Annotated in this window: 16 protein-coding genes and 2 pseudogenes; 9 read left to right on the top strand and 9 right to left on the bottom strand. The window is 71.4% G+C overall.

Features of this window, described 5'->3' with window-relative positions; translation table 11 throughout:
• Positions 1-43: 43 nt before the first annotated feature.
• Positions 44-946, bottom strand: coding sequence for a restriction endonuclease (locus tag UW392_RS05450; protein WP_320773713.1), 903 nt, complete (start codon positions 944-946; stop codon positions 44-46).
• Positions 947-1325: 379 nt separating this feature from the next.
• On the opposite strand from UW392_RS05450, the gene UW392_RS05445 reads away from it, so the two are divergent.
• Positions 1326-2504, top strand: a complete 1179-nt coding sequence (locus UW392_RS05445; RefSeq protein WP_320773712.1) for a Cmx/CmrA family chloramphenicol efflux MFS transporter — start codon at positions 1326-1328, stop codon at positions 2502-2504.
• A 338-nt stretch (positions 2505-2842) separates the two neighbouring features.
• On the opposite strand, the gene UW392_RS05440 is transcribed toward UW392_RS05445, so the two are convergent.
• Complete coding sequence (locus tag UW392_RS05440; RefSeq protein WP_320773711.1) at positions 2843-3337, bottom strand: STAS domain-containing protein; 495 nt, start codon at positions 3335-3337, stop codon at positions 2843-2845.
• 340 nt (positions 3338-3677) lie between these two features.
• Between UW392_RS05440 and UW392_RS05435 the strand changes: the two genes are divergently transcribed.
• A complete protein-coding gene (locus tag UW392_RS05435) occupies positions 3678-4121 on the top strand; it encodes an ATP-binding protein (protein WP_320773710.1) in 444 nt (147 codons plus the stop codon).
• Between the two features lie 61 nt (positions 4122-4182).
• Here the strand turns inward: UW392_RS05435 and UW392_RS05430 are convergent, their stop codons facing one another.
• From UW392_RS05430 to UW392_RS05410, 5 genes are all read right to left on the bottom strand, one after another.
• Positions 4183-4917: a D-Ala-D-Ala carboxypeptidase family metallohydrolase gene (locus UW392_RS05430; RefSeq protein ID WP_320773709.1), complete on the bottom strand. Its 735-nt coding sequence runs from the start codon at positions 4915-4917 to the stop codon at positions 4183-4185.
• 299 nt (positions 4918-5216) lie between these two features.
• On the bottom strand, positions 5217-5900 hold the full coding sequence (locus tag UW392_RS05425; RefSeq protein WP_320773708.1) for a response regulator transcription factor: 684 nt from the start codon (positions 5898-5900) through the stop codon (positions 5217-5219).
• Positions 5901-5908: 8 nt separating this feature from the next.
• Positions 5909-7231, bottom strand: coding sequence for a sensor histidine kinase (locus tag UW392_RS05420; RefSeq protein ID WP_320773707.1), 1323 nt, complete (start codon positions 7229-7231; stop codon positions 5909-5911).
• A gap of 193 nt (positions 7232-7424) precedes the next feature.
• Entirely contained in the window at positions 7425-9674 is a 2250-nt protein-coding gene (locus UW392_RS05415) for an MMPL family transporter (RefSeq protein ID WP_320773706.1), read from the bottom strand.
• 383 nt (positions 9675-10057) lie between these two features.
• Positions 10058-11017, bottom strand: a complete 960-nt coding sequence (locus UW392_RS05410) for a LysR family transcriptional regulator (protein WP_320773705.1) — start codon at positions 11015-11017, stop codon at positions 10058-10060.
• A gap of 121 nt (positions 11018-11138) precedes the next feature.
• Here UW392_RS05410 and UW392_RS05405 point away from each other — a divergent pair, with 121 nt between their 5' ends.
• The 3 genes from UW392_RS05405 to UW392_RS05395 all read left to right on the top strand — a co-directional run bounded on the left by UW392_RS05405 (position 11139) and on the right by UW392_RS05395 (position 15162).
• A complete protein-coding gene (locus UW392_RS05405) occupies positions 11139-12137 on the top strand; it encodes an NADP-dependent oxidoreductase (protein WP_320773704.1) in 999 nt (332 codons plus the stop codon).
• A 132-nt stretch (positions 12138-12269) separates the two neighbouring features.
• The gene (locus UW392_RS05400) at positions 12270-12911 is read left to right on the top strand and encodes a fibronectin type III domain-containing protein (protein ID WP_320773703.1); all 642 of its coding nucleotides are present in this window, start codon (positions 12270-12272) and stop codon (positions 12909-12911) included.
• Positions 12912-13038: 127 nt separating this feature from the next.
• Positions 13039-15162, top strand: a complete 2124-nt coding sequence (locus UW392_RS05395) for an ABC transporter ATP-binding protein (RefSeq protein WP_320773702.1) — start codon at positions 13039-13041, stop codon at positions 15160-15162.
• Between the two features lie 49 nt (positions 15163-15211).
• On the opposite strand, the gene UW392_RS05390 is transcribed toward UW392_RS05395, so the two are convergent.
• Positions 15212-16048, bottom strand: coding sequence for a helix-turn-helix transcriptional regulator (locus UW392_RS05390; protein WP_320773701.1), 837 nt, complete (start codon positions 16046-16048; stop codon positions 15212-15214).
• A gap of 102 nt (positions 16049-16150) precedes the next feature.
• Between UW392_RS05390 and UW392_RS05385 the strand changes: the two genes are divergently transcribed.
• Positions 16151-16831, top strand: a complete 681-nt coding sequence (locus UW392_RS05385) for an SDR family NAD(P)-dependent oxidoreductase (RefSeq protein WP_320773700.1) — start codon at positions 16151-16153, stop codon at positions 16829-16831.
• A 42-nt stretch (positions 16832-16873) separates the two neighbouring features.
• A pseudogene (locus UW392_RS05380) lies at positions 16874-17167 on the top strand (ester cyclase); the annotation flags it as partial.
• Between the two features lie 61 nt (positions 17168-17228).
• Here the strand turns inward: UW392_RS05380 and UW392_RS05375 are convergent.
• Positions 17229-17738: a MarR family winged helix-turn-helix transcriptional regulator gene (locus UW392_RS05375; protein ID WP_320773699.1), complete on the bottom strand. Its 510-nt coding sequence runs from the start codon at positions 17736-17738 to the stop codon at positions 17229-17231.
• Positions 17739-17866: 128 nt separating this feature from the next.
• Between UW392_RS05375 and UW392_RS05370 the strand changes: the two genes are divergently transcribed.
• Positions 17867-18298: a Rid family hydrolase gene (locus tag UW392_RS05370; protein ID WP_320773698.1), complete on the top strand. Its 432-nt coding sequence runs from the start codon at positions 17867-17869 to the stop codon at positions 18296-18298.
• A gap of 75 nt (positions 18299-18373) precedes the next feature.
• Positions 18374-18673, top strand: a pseudogene (locus UW392_RS05365) (MerR family transcriptional regulator); the annotation flags it as partial.

Genomic DNA, 18673 nt, shown 5'->3' with positions numbered 1-18673 from the left:
GCCCAGGAGAGCGGAATGCGGTGGGTGATCGGCCAGAGACCTGTCAGACCGCCGGCTCGCCCTTCGGGGCGGCGGTACCACGGGTGTTCCATCGGATCAGCGACACGGCGGCCGTGAGGGAGAGCACGGTCAGCGTCGCGGGTACGAGGATGTCGGCGATGTCTCCCCGCCACAGCCGCGCGTTGGTGAGCCAGGCCGTCGGCAGGTCCAGGAGGAGCAGGCCCAGACCGGTCGGCCAGTAGCGGCGGCGGGTCTTCTCGCGGATTCCCGAGGTGATCAGGACCGCGGGGACGACGAGCATGAGCAGGGTCACCAGGGTCTGGTTCGGACGCGGGTCGAAGCTGTCACTGCCGGGTATGAACAGCGCTACGACGGCCAGGACGAGGCCCGCCGCCGTCCGGCCCGCGCCCGGCCGGATCTCCCGGGGCGGGCCGGGAGGCGGTGCGGAGACGGGCACCGATCCCGACGCCGACACCGATCCCGACGCCGGTGCTGACGACGCCGGTGTCGCGGGAGGCGGTGGCGCCGGTGTCGTGGCGATACGGCGGGCAGGGGCGTTGGCCGCGGTCATCGAGCCGTCCAGGCCGTACACGAACAGCGCGATGCCGTTCTCGGCGGCGTACTCGACCGCAGTGGCGGTGTAGCTGCTGCCCGTGAAGAACAGCAGGTCCTTGTCCCAGGCCCGGCCTCGGGCCCCGAACAGGCGCTGGAGTTCGGGTCTTCCTACCGCGGCCCCTTGGTACTTGACCTGCCCCAGTGCTTTCCGTGAGCGCACGTCCACCCCGCCGTCGCTGCCGCCGGGCCGGGCACGGGCGTCTTCGTACCCCCAGTGACGCATCCAGGTCGCGGCGTTGTGCTCGGCCTCCTGCCAGGATTGGATCTGACGTCTGGCCGGGTGCGGCGGCTGCGGCAGTGGCCTGACCCGCGGGATGTTCTCGCTGCTCACAATGGTGAAGTATCGCCGACGGGTTCCGCAGCCCTGTCGGCGGAGGGGAGGATGGCGCTGTGCCCGACAAGAGAGATGAGACCGCGTGCCGCGTCTGCGGCTACGACGTCGGCGAGATTCTCTGGGGGTCCCACGGCGCGCAGGCCGATGTCCGTGGAACCAGGATGCTTCGACGGGCATCGGTCGGGTAGCGTGCGGGCCATGTCGAGTCCTGAGTCGGACAAGGTGGGGGCTTTCGGTCACGCCGTCAGCCCCCTGCACCACTGAGCCAGTAGCCCTGCCGTCGCGCCGCCTTCCGTGGTGGGACGTGTGTGCACTCGGGGCCGGCCGCGGTGACGAGACGACTTCCTCGTGCCTCTCCTCACCTCGGAGCCACTCGATGCCTCTCCCGCTGTATCTGCTCGCCCTGGCGGTCTTCGCCATGGGCACCTCGGAGTTCATGCTCGCCGGCCTCTTGCCGGACATCGCCTCGGATCTGGACGTCACCGTCGGGACAGCGGGCGTGCTCACCTCGGCCTTCGCCATCGGCGTGATCGTCGGCGCCCCCTTGGTGGCCGCACTCGCCCGCGACTGGCCCAGGCGCCCGGTCCTTCTGGGGTCCGTCCTCGTGTTCGCGGCGGCTCATGCGGTGGGCGCCGTGACCACCGGCTTCCCCATCCTGTTCGCCACCCGGGTCGTGGCCGCGCTCGCCAACGCGGGGTTCCTCGCCGTCGCTCTGACAGCTGCGGCCTCGCTTGTCCCGCCCGACCGGAAGGGACGCGCGCTGGCCGTGTTGTTGTCCGGCACGACGGTGGCCACGATCGCCGGTGTCCCCGGTGGGTCGGTGCTCGGCACGGCACTCGGCTGGCGGGCCACCTTCTGGGCCGTCGCCGCGCTCTGTCTGCCCGCGGCTCTCGGCATCCTGAAAGGCATCTCCGCAGGGTCCTACGGCGCTGAGGTGACCGGCAGGCCGGCGCTGCGTGCGGAGCTGGCCCAGCTCGCCCGGCCGCGGTTGCTCCTGGTGATGCTGCTCGGCGCGCTGGTGAACTCGGCGACCTTCGCGAGCCTCACCTTCCTCGCTCCCGTGGTGACCGGCAGTGCCGGGCCGGGCGGGATGTGGGTCTCTGTCGCTCTGGTGCTCTTCGGCGCCGGTTCCTTCGTGGGCGTCACCGTCGCCGGACGGCTGTCCGACCGGAGTCCCGGCCCGGCCATCGCGGTCACCGGTCCGTTGCTGCTCATCGGCTGGCCGGCTCTCGCGGTGCTGGCCCACGAGCCGGTCGCCCTGTTCACTCTCGTGTTCGTACAGGGCGCACTGTCGTTCGCGCTGGGCAGCACGCTGATCACGCGGGTCCTCCACGAGGCCGCGGGCGCCCCCACGATGGCCGGCTCGTACGCGACCGCGGCGCTCAACGTGGGTGCCGCCGTCGGCCCCGTCGTGGCCGCGGCCACGCTCGGCACGGAAGCCGGGGCCCTCGGGCCGCTCTGGACGAGCGGGCTTCTCGTCGCGGTCGCACTGCTCATCGCGTTCCCTCTCCTCACCGTCATCACGGCCGGCGGGAGCGCCGAGGTACCAAGGTGACCATACGGACGCGTCCTTGACCGCCGCCGAGCGCCGCCGAGCGCCGCCGAACGCCGCCGAACGCCGCCGAGGGAGACCGGTGGCTCGTGAGCGCTCCCGCACACGTCCGGTGACACACGTCCGGTCTCACACGTCGCCGCCGCGGACCCGGCTGCGCCACGACCAGGGGCGGGTGGGCGGTCTCCTCCCGGTCCGTGTTCCCGTACCGCCGTACCGCCTTACCGCCGTACCGCCGTAGTGCCAGTGCCGTGCCGTGCCGTGCCGTGCAATGGCGTTACACCCCCCGTCGGCTGCCCCCCCCTGGCCCAGAGAGCCCGGCGGCGCCGCCCTCCTCGGCGCTACTGCCGACTCGACGTTCCCGCGCGGACGCGGTGGGCCTCCGCACGCATCCGCCGGGCCGTCTCGCGATGCTGCGCCGCCTGCCGCCTCGCCGTCTCGCTCCGCTCGCGCGTCTGACGCAGCGACGTCAGCGTGACCGACAGGTCGTAGTACGGGAGACGGCCGGGGTGGACGCGGTGGGCCGTGCCGGACAGGCCCTCCGCGCAGCCGGGCAGGGGCAGCCGGCGGGCCAGGAGCAGCAGTCGCAGCGGCTGGGGGCGCAGACCGGTCACCGTGGTGGTGCGGGGCGGGCCGTCCGGCGGGGGCGGGTCGAAGAGCAGGTGCAGGCCCGCGGTGTCCATGAAGGCGACCTGGTGCAGATCCCAGACCACCACGGTCACCTCGGGCGGCAGTGCCAGGACGGCGGCGCGCAGTTCGGGCAGGATGTCGTGGTCGATGTCGCCCTGCGGCGTGATCCAGGCGGTCGTGCCGACGGTTCGTGTGGTGACGGTCATGCCGGGTGCTCGCCCCCCTCTCGGGGTCGATGAGCCCAACGGCGCAGCACCCCCGTACGGAGGCGGACGACGAAGGCGGGAGCCGGGTGCCCGGGATGGGGGCAACGCCCGACAGACCCAAAGGAGCGGTACGTGTGCGGTACCGGCCCCTCTCGCGTCCGTCCAGCATCGCACGGCACCGGGCGACCTCGGCAAGCCCGTACCGGCCGCGTGCCACGCGCCCGGAATCGCCCATCGGATGCACCCGTGCGGTTCAGTCGTGGAAGATGTACGCGGCAGGCATGACCAGGCGACCCTCGGGTATCGGCTGGCCGGTGGACGGGGAACGAGGGCGAGGCCGGTGCGAGCGGAGACCGACGGGGACGGCTGTGACGATTCCGGCCGGGCCCTCGCGCGGGCCGGCTACGCCCTGGGCGGAGGCGGCGAGAGCATCGCCGAGGCCCGCCACCACGCCGCCGCCTTCCTCGCGCGGGTGGCCGGCGAGCACCACCTGAACGTGGCCTCCCGCGTGGTGGACCTGGCACAGTTGGTGGTCAGCGAACTGGTCACCAACGCCCGCAAGTACGCGCCCGGCCCGATCCTCATGGAACTGCGCCTCACCCCCACGACCGTGGACGTCATCGTGTGGGACAGCGACCCCGCCCTTCCCACGGCCCGGCCCACCGACCCGGGCAGGGTCGGCCAGCACGGCCTGGAGATCGTCAGGGCCGTGGCCCAGGACCTCGACGTCCGGCGCGAGCCGGTCGGCAAACGCATCACCGCCCGCATCGCTCTGACCGGCTGACACCGTCGGCCCCGTGGCCGCCCCGTCCTGGAACGGTCAGCGCGGTCGCCGCACCGACGATTCAAATCCCGCAGGAGGAGGCGGACCAGAAGCGGGAGCTCTGGCTGCCCAGGTGGGCGTGGTCGCTGTGGCCCGGGTAGCCGGGACCGAGGATCTCGTTGAACCCGTGGTTGCGGGCCTGCGTGACGATCTCGCAGAAGGACGGCGAGCCCACCAGGTCGATCCCGCGCCCGTACAGGTGGTTACTGGTGGCGGAGCCGCCGGCGGCGTTGTTGCAGGAGTAGGAGCGGAAGCCGCTGCTGGTGGTCAGCGGGCGGTCGCCGAGCGCGTGCCGCAGCGCCTCCAGCTTCCACATCTGCTGCAGCGCGTTGGCGCGGGCCGCCGCCGCGGAGACCGCGCCGCCGGACCAGTCGGAATTGCAGCGGTTCATCTCCGCGTAGGTGAAGTGGGCCGGCGTGCAGTCGCTGTCCTGCAGCGCGTAGATCTTGCTGAAGGTCGCCGGACCCGCGACGCCGTCCGCTCCGAGCCCGTACGCCTGCTGGAAACGGGTGACGGCGGCCTTGGTGCCGGCCCCGAACTGTCCGTCGATCGCCAGGACGGCGCCGTACCCCGGATAGCCGGCCACCCGGATCTGCAACTGCCGCACGTCCTCGCCGCTGCTGCCCTGGCTCAGCGTGCGCGGGAAGGTGTAGCAGTCGTCCGCGCGCGCGGATCCGGTGGACAGGGTCACACCGAAGCCAATAAATGAAGTGAGCATGACAAGCGAGAGAACGGCACGAAGCGCGCGTCTGAGCACGATGTCTCCCCTGCAGAGGACGAGGGCCTCCGACGGTGCCGGAACTTGACCGGGTCGTCAACAGGCCCTCTCCTCCGCTTCCTGCGCTGTCACGGTCGCGGTCACGACCGCGCGGCACTTCGCCGCGTGGCGCCGCTTCCCCGAAAGGAGTCGTGAGCGGTGTTCTCTGTCGACACCCTGGAGTTCGAGAGCCTGGGCAACCGCGGCTGCCTGGTCGGTGGGCCCCGTACCACCGTGGTCATCGACCCGCCGCGCTCGGGGGCGGGACACAGCCCCGGTCCGGTCCGGCCCAAGGGCGGTCAGCCGGCCCCCAGGGGCCCCACGCGCACCAGCCCGCTCTGGTAGGCGACGACCACGAGCTGTGCCCGGTCGCGGGCCCGCACCTTGGTCATGGCCCGCTGGATGTGGCTGCGGACGGTGAACGGGCTGAGGAACAGCGAGTCGGCGATTTCGTCGTTGGACCTGCCGAGCGCCGCGAGGACGACGACCTCGCGTTCGCGGGCGGTGAGCGCGGCGACGCTGTCGGCGGAGGCCAGGGGGCCGTCGGTGTCAGGGGTGGCGAGGAAGCGGGCGATGAGCGCCTTGGTGGCCGTGGGTGACAGCAGTGAGTCACCGGCTGCCACGGTGCGGATGCCCGCGAGGAGCGCGTCGGCGCTGACGTCCTTGCCGAGGAAACCGCTCGCCCCGGCGCGCAGGGCACGGGCGACGTTCTCGTCGTTCTCGAACGTCGTGAGCACCAGGACGCGGGTGCCGGACAGTTCGTCGCGTCCGCAGATGTCGGCGGTGGCGGCGAGACCGTCGACCGACGGCATCCGGATGTCCATGAGCACCACGTCCGGCCGGTGGGTGCGGGTGAGGTCGACCGCTTCCCGGCCGTCCGCGGCCTCCGCGACGACCGTCATGTGCGGGTCGGAGTCGATGAGGATGCGGAAGGTCGCCCTGAGCAGGGCCTGGTCGTCGGCGAGCAGAACAGAGATCGTCATGGGGATCGTCATGGGGCCGGCCGTTCGTCATCGTTCGGCGGGATGTCGCCGTCTAGTGAGACGTCGCCGTCAAGTGAGATGTCACTGTCCGGCGGGATGTCACCGTCCGGTGGGATGTCGTCGTCCGGTGGGATGTCGTCGTCCAGTGGGATGTCGTCGTCCAGTGGGACGTCGTCGTCCGGTGGGACGTCGTCGTTCAGCGGCAGGGAGCAGAGGACTTCGTAGCCGCCCTGCGGACGTGGTCCGGCGCGGAAGCCGCCCCCGGCGGCCAGAGCCCGCTCCCCCATGCCGACCAGCCCGAAGCCGCGCTCGGTACGGCGCCGACGGAGCGCGCCGCCCCGGGGACTGCCGTCGTCGGTGACGGTGATGGTCAGGTCGGACGCCGTGTAGGTGAGCCGGAGGCGGGCGGTGGCGGTGGCGGCGTGCTTGGTGACGTTGGTCAGCGCCTCCTGCACGATCCGGTACGCCGTCAGGTTCAGTCCGGGGTGCAGGACGCGCGGTTCCCCCTTGACCTCCACGGACACGTCAAGGCCGGCCTCGGCGCAGGTGTCGAGCAGGTCCGGCAGGTGTTCGAGGCCGGGGGCGGGCAGCAGTTCGTCGGGGGTGTCGCCGTCCTGGCGGAGCAGGCCCACGGTGCGTTTCATCTCGCGCAGCGCCTCGGCGGTGGTGCCGGACAGGCTCTCCAGCATCTGCACGGCCCGGTCCGGGTCCGAGCGGGCCAGGTGGGCTGCGGTACCGGCCTGGGCGTTGGCCAGGGCCAGGTGGTGGGCGACGACGTCGTGCAGTTCGCGGGCGATGCGCATACGTTCCTGGACGACGCGGTGCCGTGCCAGTTCCTCGCGTTCGCGTTCCTGGTGTGCGGCCCGCGCGGCGGTGTACTCGCGGCGCACCCGTACGTAGCTGCCGAAGGCCGCCGTCAGGAGCACCCACCCGGCCGGGTTGATGAAGACGAGCAGCATCGAGCCCCGCAGGGACGGGACGAGCCCCAGTCCGGCAAGCCCCATGCCCGTGGCGGCGGCCGAGGCGCTGTACCAGGTGGTGCCACGGCCACCGCGCAGGGCGACGGCGTACTGCGCGGCCAGCAGCGGTCCCATGACGAACGGGGTCAGCAGGTAGCCGAGGGCGCCCAGCGTCACGGTGCACAGGGCGGTCACGGCCAGCACGGTCAGCGGGCGGCGGTGCCGCCACCACAGTGCCGCGCTCGCGGCGAGGGCCAGCAGGACGCTGGGCCACATCGGTACGGCGTCGGGTACGAACCAGTAGAAGACGAGGCAGCTCACGACCGTGACCGCGAAGAGCGCGACGGGCAGGCCGACTCCCGAAGTCCCCAACCGGCTCCCGGCCCCGGCCCCGGCTCCGGTCCCGGTTGCAGCCCCGCTCCCGGTCCGGCTCTCGGTCCGGTGCCGCCAGGCTGTGCTCATCAGGTGTTCTCTCCGGGGGTACGGGTTTCCAGGCCATGTTCGCAGAACGGGCCGCCGCCACCGGTCACGGCGTGGCGACGGCCGGTCCTGCCGGCGCGTCCGCTCAGACGCGGGCCGTCTCCTGGGGACGGGGTTCCCGCTCATCGGACGCGGACGATCCGGCCGCCGCGAGTCCGGTGCCCTCGATGTCCACGTCGGGCAGCAGCCGGTCGAGCCACCGGGGCAGCCACCACGCCTTGGCGCCCAGGAGGGCGAGTACCGCCGGCACCAGTGCCATGCGGACCACGAAGGCGTCGAAGAGGACCGCCACCGCGAGTCCGAACCCGATCGTCTTGATCATGGACTCGCCCTCGCCGACGAAACCGGAGAAGACCGCGATCATGATGACGGCGGCGGCCGTGACCACGCGGGCGCTGTGCCGGAAACCGGCGACGATCGCGTCCCCGGGCCGGTCCCCGTGGGCGTGGGCCTCCCGCATCCGGGAGACGAGGAACACCTCGTAGTCCATGGCCAGTCCGAAGACGATGCCCACCAGGAAGATCGGCATCAGGCTCATGATCGGGCCGGTCTGCTCCACGCCGATCAGGTCGGCTCCCCAGCCCCACTGGAAGACGGCCACCACCGAGCCGAGCGCGGCCAGCACCGACAGCAGGAAGCCGAAGGCCGCCTTGACCGGCACCAGCACCGAGCGGAAGACCACCAGCAGCAGGACGAGGGCCAGGCCGACGATGACCGTCAGATACGGCACCAGGGCGTCCTGCAGCGCCGACGCCACGTCGATGTTCATGGCGGTGGAGCCGGTCACCTCGAAGGTCGCGCCGGTGTCGGTCTCCAGCGCGGCCCGCTCCGCGCGGATGGCCTGCACCAGGTCCTTCGTCCGCTCGTCGGTGGGCCCGGTGGAGGGCACGGCCGAGACGAGGGCGGTGTCGCCCGCCTCGTTGAACCGGGCGGGCGAGACGGAGACGACGCCCTCGGTGTCCTTGATCCTCTCGGTCACGGCCGTTGCCGCTGCCTCGGGGTCGTCCGCGCCCTTGGCGTCCACGACGATCGTCAGCGGCCCGTTGAAGCCGGCGCCGAAACCCTCGGCGAGGGCGTCGTAGGCCCGCCGTTCGGTCGTCGTGACCGGCTTCGACTCCGCGCCCGGCATGCCCATCTCCAGCTGGGTGGCGGGCAGCGCGAGCGCGCCGAGGCCCGCGACGCAGACCAGCAGCACCGCGACGGGACGGCGCAGCACGAACCGCGCCCACCGGGTACCGGCGTTGTCCGCCCGCTCCGGGCGTCCGGCTCCAGCCGCCCGCTCAGGATGCCCGGCCCCGGCCTTCTTCGCCTTGCGGGAGCGGCGGGGCAGGACCGCGTCCGGCCACAGGCCCAGGAGCGCGGGGACGAGAGTGAGGGCGACCAGTACGGCGACCACGACGGCACCCGCGGCGCACAGGCCCATCTTGGTCAGCATGGGTACGTTCACGACCGACAGCCCGGCCAGGGCGATCACCACGGTCAGACCGGCGAAGACGACGGCGGAACCGGCCGTGCCGGTGGCGAGGGCCGCGGCCTCCCGTGCGTCGAGGCCCGCTGCCCGCTCCTCCCGGTAGCGGGAGACGACGAACAGGGCGTAGTCGATGCCGACGGCGATGCCGAGCATCGAGGCGAGCGTGCCGGTGGTGGCGGTCAGGCCGAAGACGCCGGCCAGCGCGAAGATGCCGCACATGGTGACGCCGACGCCTGTCAGGGCGGTCAGCAGCGGCAGTCCGGCGGCGGCCAGCGAACCGAAGGTGATCAGCAGGACCACCGCGGCCAGCGCGAAGCCGATGCCCTCGGCCGCGCCGCCCGCCCCGACCGACGAGGCGAGTGCGTCGCCGCCCACCTCGACGGTCAGACCGGCGTCGCGGGCCTCGTCGACGGACCTCTCCAGCGCCGCCTTGTCGGCGTCGGTGAGGTCGGCGGCCTTCACCTTGAAACTCACCGTGGCGTAGGCGGTGGAGCCGTCCTGGCTCACCGCGTCCGCCTGGAACGGGCCGGTGACCGCGGCGACCTGGCGGCCGGCGCCCGCCTCCTCCACCAGTTCGTCGATGGCGGCGCGGGGGCCGGTGTCGGTGACCTTCTCGCCGTCCGGGGCGATGAAGACGATCCGGGCGCCGGCCCCGTTCGCGTCGGTGCCGGGGAATCGCTCCCCGATCAGGTCGAAGGCCCGCTGCGCCTCGATGCCGGGCATGAAGGAGGTGTCGTCGTCACTGGCGCCGGGCGCCGTGGCGGCACCGGCGCCGAGCGCACCGAGCAGCGCCGCCCACAGCAGTACGACGAGCCAGCGTCGCCGGAAGGCCGTACGGCCCACTCGATACAGGAAGGTAGCCACGAAGCAGGTACTCCAGGTCGGAACTCGGGAAGGTACCCAAGATCGCCCGTGGAACGGGTCCGCGTCATCGTGCGCGTGCCGTGACTGTGCCTTGGTCGCTCCGCACCAGCGGGTGTCGCCGTCTCCACCCTGTGCAGGAGTGTCCTGTCCGTCTCAGGTATGAGCACGAGTCTGTCGTCCGGGGTTCCGCCGGCGCCGTCCGTCCCGGCCTCCGCTCGGTCTCCGGTGCTAGGGGGCGAGGCTAGTGCGCACTGCGTCCGGCGGTCACGGCGGTCGTCGCGCGCCGCGGAGGCCGATCGCGTGGCGTGATCCATCGGTCGCCGGTGACCGTGGACATCGCGGGCCCCCCGTGCCGGTCCTGGGCGCCCGCGTCACCGCCCCGATCAGAGGCCCGTCGGAGCCACCGCAACCGCCGAAGCCACCGCAACCGCCGGAACCACCGGAACCGCTGAGGCCGCCGGAGCCACCGGAGCCGCCGGAGCCGCCAAGGCGGCCTTTGCCGCCAGCCGGAGGTTTCTGATCATCGGATTCTGGTCGCCCTTGCGGCTGACCAGGACGACCTGGCTGGGCGGAGCGCCCTCGACCGGGACGGTGACGAGGTCGGGACGGAGTGAGCTGCGCCGGTCGCCGACCGGCAGCACGGCGATCGCCCCGCCGTTCGCGACGAGTTCGAGCTTGTCCTCGTAGTTCTCGATCGGCGGCACCCCGGCCCCGAGGAGCTGGTACGAAGTCCAGTGCGCGGTCTCGAACGCGCACGGCGCCACCTCTTCGCCGGCCAGGTCTTCCGCGGTCACCGACGCGCGGCCGGCGAGGGGGTGGTCTCGCGGGACCACGAGCATCCGGGGCTCGTCGTAGAGCGGGGTGGTGGTCACGTCGTCGTCGTCGAGCGGCAGCGGGGCCCGCGCGATCAGGGCGTCGACGCGCTTGTCGGAGAGGGCTCCGACGTCGCGGCAGCTCAGGTGACGCGTGGTGATCTCGGCGTCCGGGGAGCGGCGGCGCAGTTCCCGTACAGCGGCGGTGATCACGAGGTCTTCGACGTAGCCGACGGCGATCCGCTCCGTCGCGTTCTGCGCACGCACGGCCTGCTCGGCCTGGCGGGCGGCCCGCAGCAGGGTCTCGGCCCGGGGCAGGAAGGTCTCGCCTGCCGGAGTGAGCCGCGCGCCCTGGGGTGTGCGGTCCAGCAGCCGTGTGCCGAGGTACTTCTCCAGCCGTTGGATCTGGCGGCTCAGGGCCGGCTGGGCGACGTGCAGGTCTGCGGCGGCCCGGCCGAAGTGCCGGTGGGCGGCGACCACGGTGAAGTAGCGCACCAGCCGCAGTTCCAGGTCCTGCCCGAGGTCGTTCACCTCTCCAGCGTACGGGTCATGCCGTTTCGGAATGGCCGGGTTGCCGAACCGGTCTTGGACGGCCCCGCCGTCCCGGGCTTTGACTGGAGGAACAACGTCTCCCCGAGAAAGCGACAGTGCGATGAAGGCGATCCAGTTCCGTGAAGCGGGCGGCCCGGAGGTTCTGCGGTACGAGGAGGTGCCGGTTCCCGAGATCGGTCCGGGAGAGGTGCTCGTCCGGGTGCACGCCGCCGGCGTCAACCCGCCGGACTGGTACCTCCGGGAGGGGCTGAAGGTCATGCCGGCCGAGATGAGGCCGGTGCTGAAGTTCCCTCTGACCCCGGGGACGGACATGTCGGGCGTGGTCGAGGCGGTCGCTCCGGACGTGGTGGGGTTCGCCGTCGGTGACGAGGTCTTCGGCATGCTGAGGTTCCCCGGCTTCGACGGCCGGACGTACGCCGAGTACGTGGCCGCGCCTGCTTCGGACCTGGCGCACAAGCCGGCCGGTCTCGACCACGTGCGGGCGGCCGGAGCGCCGATGGCCGTGCTCACGGCCTGGCAGTACCTGATCGATCTCGGCCACGACGTGCCGTCTCCCTTCACCGGCCGGGTGCACCGGCCGGTGCCCCTCACACCGAGCACGACCGTGCTGGTCAACGGGGCGGCCGGCGGAGTGGGTCACTTCGCGGTGCAGTTGGCGAAGTGGAAGGGGGCACGCGTGATCGCGGTGGCCTCGGGCCGGCACGAGCGGTTCCTGCGCGCCCTCGGCGCCGACGAGTTCATCGACTACTCCACCACGCGGGCCACGGACGTCGTCAGCGGTGTCGACCTGGTGATCGACACGGTCGGCGGACCGGACAGCTCACGTTTCCTGGGTGTGCTCAAGCGCGGCGGCACCATGCTTCCGGTGTTCTTCGCGCAGTACGACCCGGAGGAGACGGCGAGCCGTGGCGTCACGGTCTCCAACATCCAGGTGCGCTCCAACGGCCCCCAGCTTGCCGAGATCGGGCGCCTGTTCGGCGAGGGCGGGCTCCAGGTCGGGGTCGACAGCACCTACCCGCTGTCCGAGGCGGGCAGCGCGCACGCGCGAGCCGCGCGGGGCCACATCCAGGGCAAGATCGTACTGACGGTGGCCTCGTGACCGTGCTGCCCCGGCGCGAGCAGAAACGCGGCTGCTATGCGTTTCCCCCCGGCGTAGCATTACGGAAGTGACCGCAGTCGATTCGGGCGGCCGTGTCTCACCCGGCGGCTGATTGTGCGGTCTACGGGGGGCATGATGAAAAAGTGGAAGCTGAGCCAATTCGGGCGATGGTTGAGCTGTGGAACAGCCCTGCTTCTCATAAGCATCGCGCTGGCATTCGCTGCTGCGGGTCTGGGCGGGAAGAGCGATGTCGATTCGGGGGGCGGCGGCGCGGCATCGCCCGGACCCAGTACCCCGGGAGGAACGGGCGGCAGTCCGTCACCGAGTCCTCCGGATTCTCCGGGCCAGCCACCGCAAGCACCGGAGTCGCTGGACGTTCTGCGAGTGACAGCCGACTACGCGGTAGTGATCTGGCTTCCCGTCGAGGGTGCGTCGGCGTATCGGGTCTACGCGAATGACTATCCGATGGTCGAGGTGACCGCCGTGAATCGGGCGACGGTGACCGACCTGGTTCCGTCGACCTGGTACTCGTTCCAGGTCGTGGCGTTGAACACGGCGGGGGAATCGGAGAAGTCGGCAGTTTCCAGGGCCAGGACACAGGCGGTGGCATTTCCTGAAACCACCGGCCAGGGAACGGACTGGGGCGTATGGGTTTCGGCATGGGGAAGCCTGCTGTCGGGTGCTGCGGCGGTAGGAACTCTTTACCACGCCGTCTCTGTCCACCGGCAGGCCCGGCGGGGGACGCCTGAACCTCAGCCGGGAGAAGCGGATTGAGGGCTGCACTGCGTGCCCTCGACATCCTCCACACCCTCGGCATCCTTGGTGCTCTCGGTGCTTCCGGTGCTTCCGGTGCTTCCGGTGCCGCGAGGCACCGCCTCGACCGCGCGACGGAGGGCCGACGTTGACCTCGACCGAGCCAGTCAAGAACACCACCTCTCCGGACGACGCCAAGACAGCGTCCGCCGAGAGCATTTCCGACGCCGAGCGCGAGCTGTACGGCGGCCGGCTTCGCTACGACCAGTCGTACGTCCGGCACGAAGGCCCCCTGACCCGGCTGGGGTTCGGGCACATGGCGGCAGCGCTGCCCCGCATGGCCGGCATGGTGCTGCGCACCGGCCGCCAGGCGGACCCGCGGGCGCTGGCCGGCGTAGTGGCGGCCGAGCTCGGGCAGGGCATGGCGGCCGGGTGGGGGCTGGTCGCGGTCAACGGTGTCCTCACCCGGCTGTTCGCGGACGGCCCGACCGCGGACAAGCTCCAGGACGCCTTGCCGGCTCTGTCGGTGCTCGCGGTCGCGGCGGTGGCGACGGCGCTGCTGGCGGCCTGGTCGACGGCGATGTCGGGGCGGCTGGAGCCGCAGGTGGAACGGGCGGTGTCCGCGCGGTACTACACGGCCGTCACCCACGTCGAGGTGGAGGCGACCGAACGGCCCGAGATCCAACGCGTGCTGGAGGCGGGCAAGTTCGGCACCGACTCGGCCCGCCGCATGCTGAGGCTCTCGGTCGGCGTCGGCAACGTCCTGATCGGCCTGATCGCAGCCGCCGTCGTGCTGGCGTCGCTGCACTGGACGCTGCTGCCGATGCTGCTGGCCATCGCCCTGCCCAAGGGATGGGGCGCGGTGCGCTCCGCACGCCGCGAGTACGTCTCGCGTCTGCACTGGGTCGACCACCGGCGGGCGATCGCCTCCCTGCTGGCCTACCTGACCCGGCCGCACGCCGCTGGAGAGATCCGCGTCCACGCCGCCGGGACCAAGCTGCTCTCCAGCTACGAGGAGATGTCCCGGCAGACGGAGGCGGAGCAGCGGCGGCTGGCCCGCGCGCAGGCATCGACGGACCTGGTCGCCGGCGGTTTCGCCGGTCTGGCGTCGCTGGCCTGCTACGGAGTGCTGTGGTGGCTGCTGGCCGCGGGCGGGCTGCCGCTGGCCGTCGGCGGCACCGCGGTGATCGCCATCCGCACCTCCACCGCACGGCTCACCTCCCTCGTCCAGCAGGTCAACCGGCTCTACGAGGAACTGCTGTTCCTCACCGACACCGAGGACGCCGTCAAGGCGGCGGACCGGAACGCCATTCCGCGCTCCGGCACCCCGCTTCCTCCCTCCGTGCGGGAGGTGTGCACGGAGGCGGTGTCGTTCACCTACCCCGGGGCCGACTCCCCCGCCCTGGAGGGCGTGTCCGTGCGTATTCCCCGGGGGCAGGTGACAGCCCTGGTCGGAGCGAACGGCTCCGGGAAGACCACCCTGACGAAGATCCTGGCCGGGCTGCTGATGCCCGCCGAGGGAAACGTGTGGTGGGTGGGCGAACAGGCCGGACAGGACGCACATGGCAGCCAGGGGGGACAGGTCGCACGGGTCGAGTCGCGCGAGGCGGACCGGGGCGAGGTCTTCGGCATGGTGGGGCTGCTGGCACAGGACTTCCCCCGCTGGGAGATGACCGCCGCCGCGAACATCGCCATCGGCGCCGGTGACCGTCCCCGGGACATGGACCGCGTCCGCGCGGCCGCCGAGGACGCGGGCGTGCGCGACCTGGTCGAGGGACTGCCGCACGGCTGGGACTCGATCGTCTTCAAGGGCTACGAACGCGGCGTCCAGCTCTCCGGCGGGCAGTGGCAGAAACTCGGATCAGCCCGGACGCGGTACAGGCAGGCACCGTTCCTGCTGGTGGACGAGCCCACCAGCGCCCTCGACCCGCACGCCGAGATCGCCGCGTTCGAGAGCCTGTGGTCCCTGGCCGAACAGGGACAGGCAGTCGTCCTCGTCACCCACCGCCTCGCCGCCACCATGAGAGCCGACCGCATCTACGTCCTCGACCAAGGGCGCGTCGTCGAGGACGGCACCCACCGCGAGCTGATGTCCCGGCCGGACGGGCTTTACCGGAGCATGTTCACCGCCCAGGCCGCCCAGTACGGACTGCCCGCCCCCACCACCGTGCCGCATCCCGGACCTCCGAGCCCGCGGCCGGAGACGTCTGCCCCGGACCCCGCCCGTGCGACAGCCGCGAACCGTGAACCGGGAGCCGGGAGCCGGCCGTGAAGGCTGAGGCGGAGACCGGCACCGTGGGCGCCCGCGTGGAGCGGGGGGGTCAGTTCCGCAGTTCCTGGAATCCGACCACGCGCAGCAGGTCGAGCTTGCGCTCGTCCTCGGACCCGGGTGCGGCCGTCATCATCACGATCGTCTGGTCGCCCGGACCGCCCGTGAAGGTGTCGCAGTCCACGACGATGTCCCCGGCCAGGTCGGTGTGCACGGTCTTGCGGCTGCTGCGCAGTTCTCCGACCGTTCCCGCCTTCCAGCGGCGGGCGAAGTCGGGGGAAGTCTCGATCAAGCGGTCGATCAGCTGCGGGATCTCCGGGTCGTTCGGATAGCGGCCGGCCGCGGACCGCAGATGGCCGACGAGGTCCCGCGCGTAGGCTTCGTCGTCCTCGGGTGTGTGCGTCACCGGGATGGAACCCTCGAAGTACCGCCAGAGCACATTGCGTTCCAGCGGGGTCTGGCTGGACGGGTCCCCGAACAGGACGGCCCAGAGCGGGTTCCACAGCACCAGTTCATAGATCGCGGTGTGCACAGCCACGGCCACCGGGGCGTTGCGGAACCGGTCCACCATGCGCCGCGCGGTCGGCGTGATGTGCTTCGGCACGTGCCCGGCCGGAGGCACCGCCGCGCCGGCGACGCGGAACAGGTGGTCGCGTTCGACATCGGTCAGACGCAGCGCCCGAGCCAGCGAGGACAGCAACTGTGGGGAGGGATTGCGGGCCCGGCCCTGCTCCAGACGCACGAGGTAATCCACGCTCACCCCGGCGATCAGGGCCAGTTCCTCACGGCGCAGTCCCGGCGCGCGACGACCCGGACCGGGAGGTAACCCGACGTCCTCCGGGCGAACCCGGTCCCGCCACGCTCGAAGTATCCGCGCGAACTCGTCCATGCCCTCCATGGTGCCTCGGGACCGGGCGCGGCGGGTGGTACTGCTGTACCCACCGTCGGACCGTGCCTGTCAGCCGGCCCTGCGGCGGCACACAGTGGCGGCATGACCACAACTCTGGTGACCGGGGCCAACAAGGGCCTCGGTCTGGAAACCGCCCGCCGCCTGACCGCCGCGGGCCACACCGTCTACGCCGGCACGCGGGACCTGGCCGCCGCGGGCGCCGCCCGGGAGTTCGGCGCGGTCCCGGTCCAGCTCGACGTCACCGACCAGGACAGCGTCGACAAGGCGATCGCGTCGCTGCCCGAACTCGACGTACTGATCAACAACGCGGCCGTCGTGGGCACGTCGTGGAGCCTCGACGACCTGGACATCGAGGCGATGCGCATAACGTTCGAGACCAACGTCTTCGGTATCGTCCGGGTCACCCAGGCCGCCCTGCCCCTGTTGCGGCGCTCGTCCAATCCGGTGATCGTCAACGTCGCCTCCGGGCTGGGCTTCCCCCGGGCCCTGCTGGACCCGGACGACGACTCGTTCACCGGCCGCATGGTGCCGTACGCCAGCTCCAAGGCCGCCGTGATCACGCTGACCGTGCAGTATGCCAAGAGCCTGCCCGGGATGCGGATCAACGCCTCCGATCCCGGCTACACGGCAACCGATCTCAATCAGCACCAGGGCCATCAGACCGTCACCGAGGGCACGGACGCCACGGTCGCCTTGGCCCTGCTGGGCCCGGACGGGCCGACGGGCGAGTTCCACCGTCGCGGGGGACGCGTCGCCTACTGAGCCCGGCCGGCCTCACATGCGGCCGGGCGACAGGGAGAGGGAGAGGGAGAGGAAGGATTCTCCGAGATGAGACGCAGCATCGATGCCGTTCCGGATCTCCGTTGGACAGTCGAGGAACTGCTGATCGACCGCGACCGTCTCGCTGTGCGTGCAGTCAACACCGGTACTCCGGTGAAGGAGTGGCTCGGTGTCGCGCCGACGGGAGCCTCGTTCGAGATCGTCGAGCACGCCATCTACACGGTCCGCGGCGGCCGTTTCGTGCAGATGACCAACTTGCACGATGCGGCCGACGTGCGTCGGCAGTTGACCGCCGGACCGCCCGACAAGAAGAGCTGACATCCCTGCCGTCCGAGAAGGCCCCGTCAGCCGTCATCCGTCATCCGTGACCCGTCATCCATCATCCGAAACCGTCGGGCACGATGCGGAGTTTCTGCGCGATGCGGACGAGAGCCTTCCGGTCGGTGCTGTTGAGCGAGTCGAGGACGACGTGGCGCACGGCCCGCAGGTGGGTGGGCGCCGCCAGGTGCACGATGTCGAAGCCGGAGTCGGTGAGTGCGGCGAGGGTGTAGCGGCCGTCGGCCGGGTCAGGTGTCCGCACCACCCAGCCGCGCTGTTCGCAGCGCTTGACGACGTTGGACAGGCGGGAGAGCGACCCGCTGGCGAGGAAGGCCAGCTCTCCCATCCGCAGGGTGCGCTGCGGGGCCTCGGAGAGGTGACTGAGCACGAGGTACTCGAACAGGGTGAAGCCGTGTTCCTGCCGCAGCGGCGACTCCAGCTTGCCGGGCAGCAGCAGGACGAGGGAGATCAGTCCCGTCCACGCCGCCTTCTCCTCTTCGTCGAGCCATCGCAGCTCCTCGTCGTCCTCTGGTCCAGTCGCGCCGCCCATGGGCTCCGACGTGTTCCCCATCGACCCTCCCGTCCTTCCGGCTGAGCCTGTGTTCACTTCACGCTTGAAGTCGAATCCTGTTACTCTCACTTTACGCGTGAAGTCATGTACTAGAGAACGCGCCCCCGAGGGCAGGAAGAAGGAACATCATGTCCACAGTCACCTTCGGCGTCACTCCGGGCTTCGGCGAGAAGCTGCACGAGGCCCTCGGCTACAGCGGGGCCGTCCGCGTCGGGGACCGGGTGGAGATCTCCGGCCAGGCCGGGGTGAACGACGACCTGGTCGTCCCCGACTCGCTGGAAGACGAGATTATCCAGGCGTTCGACAATGTCGAGCGCACGCTCGCCACGGTCGGCGCGACGTGGAGGGACGTCATCCACGTGAACTCGTACCACAAGGTCGCACCGGGAGACGACGTCATCGGCGACGACCACAACGCGGTCATGGCCGAGCAGTTCCGCCGTCGCCTCGGTGGACGGGCGCCGATCTGGACCGAGACCGGCGTCACGGTGCTGGGACTCGCCGCCATGCGCGTGGAGATCCGCGTCACCGCCATCGTCGGTTCCGGAAGCGGAAACTGAGTCCGACTCGACTCGGTCGGAGCGTGTGAGACCCGAGGTCCGCGCCGACGGACGGACGAGTCCGATCTCGTCATTGGGTATCGGGCCTACTCGGCGGGTGACGTCGAGCGGTTGCGGGAGGTGCTGGCCTACCGACGGCTGGGTTTCGGGTTGCGGGAGGTCGCGGAACTGGTCGGTGACCCGTCCGCCGACGCGGTCGCGCACCTGCGCCGGCTGCGGGGCCTGCTGCTGGAGCGGCGTGAGCGTGCCGACGCCATGGTGGCGGCCATCGACAGGGAACTCGACGCGCGGACGAGGGGTCTGAGGGTGACACCGGAGGAGCAGCTGGGGATGCTCGGTGCGCGGCTGTACGACGCGATCGGCGGGGCTTATCCG

The sequence above is a fragment of the Streptomyces sp. CRN 30 genome, assembly GCF_034105845.1.
The sequence above is the reverse complement of the archived record's forward strand: the minus strand, read 5'-3'. Positions and strand labels throughout refer to the sequence as shown.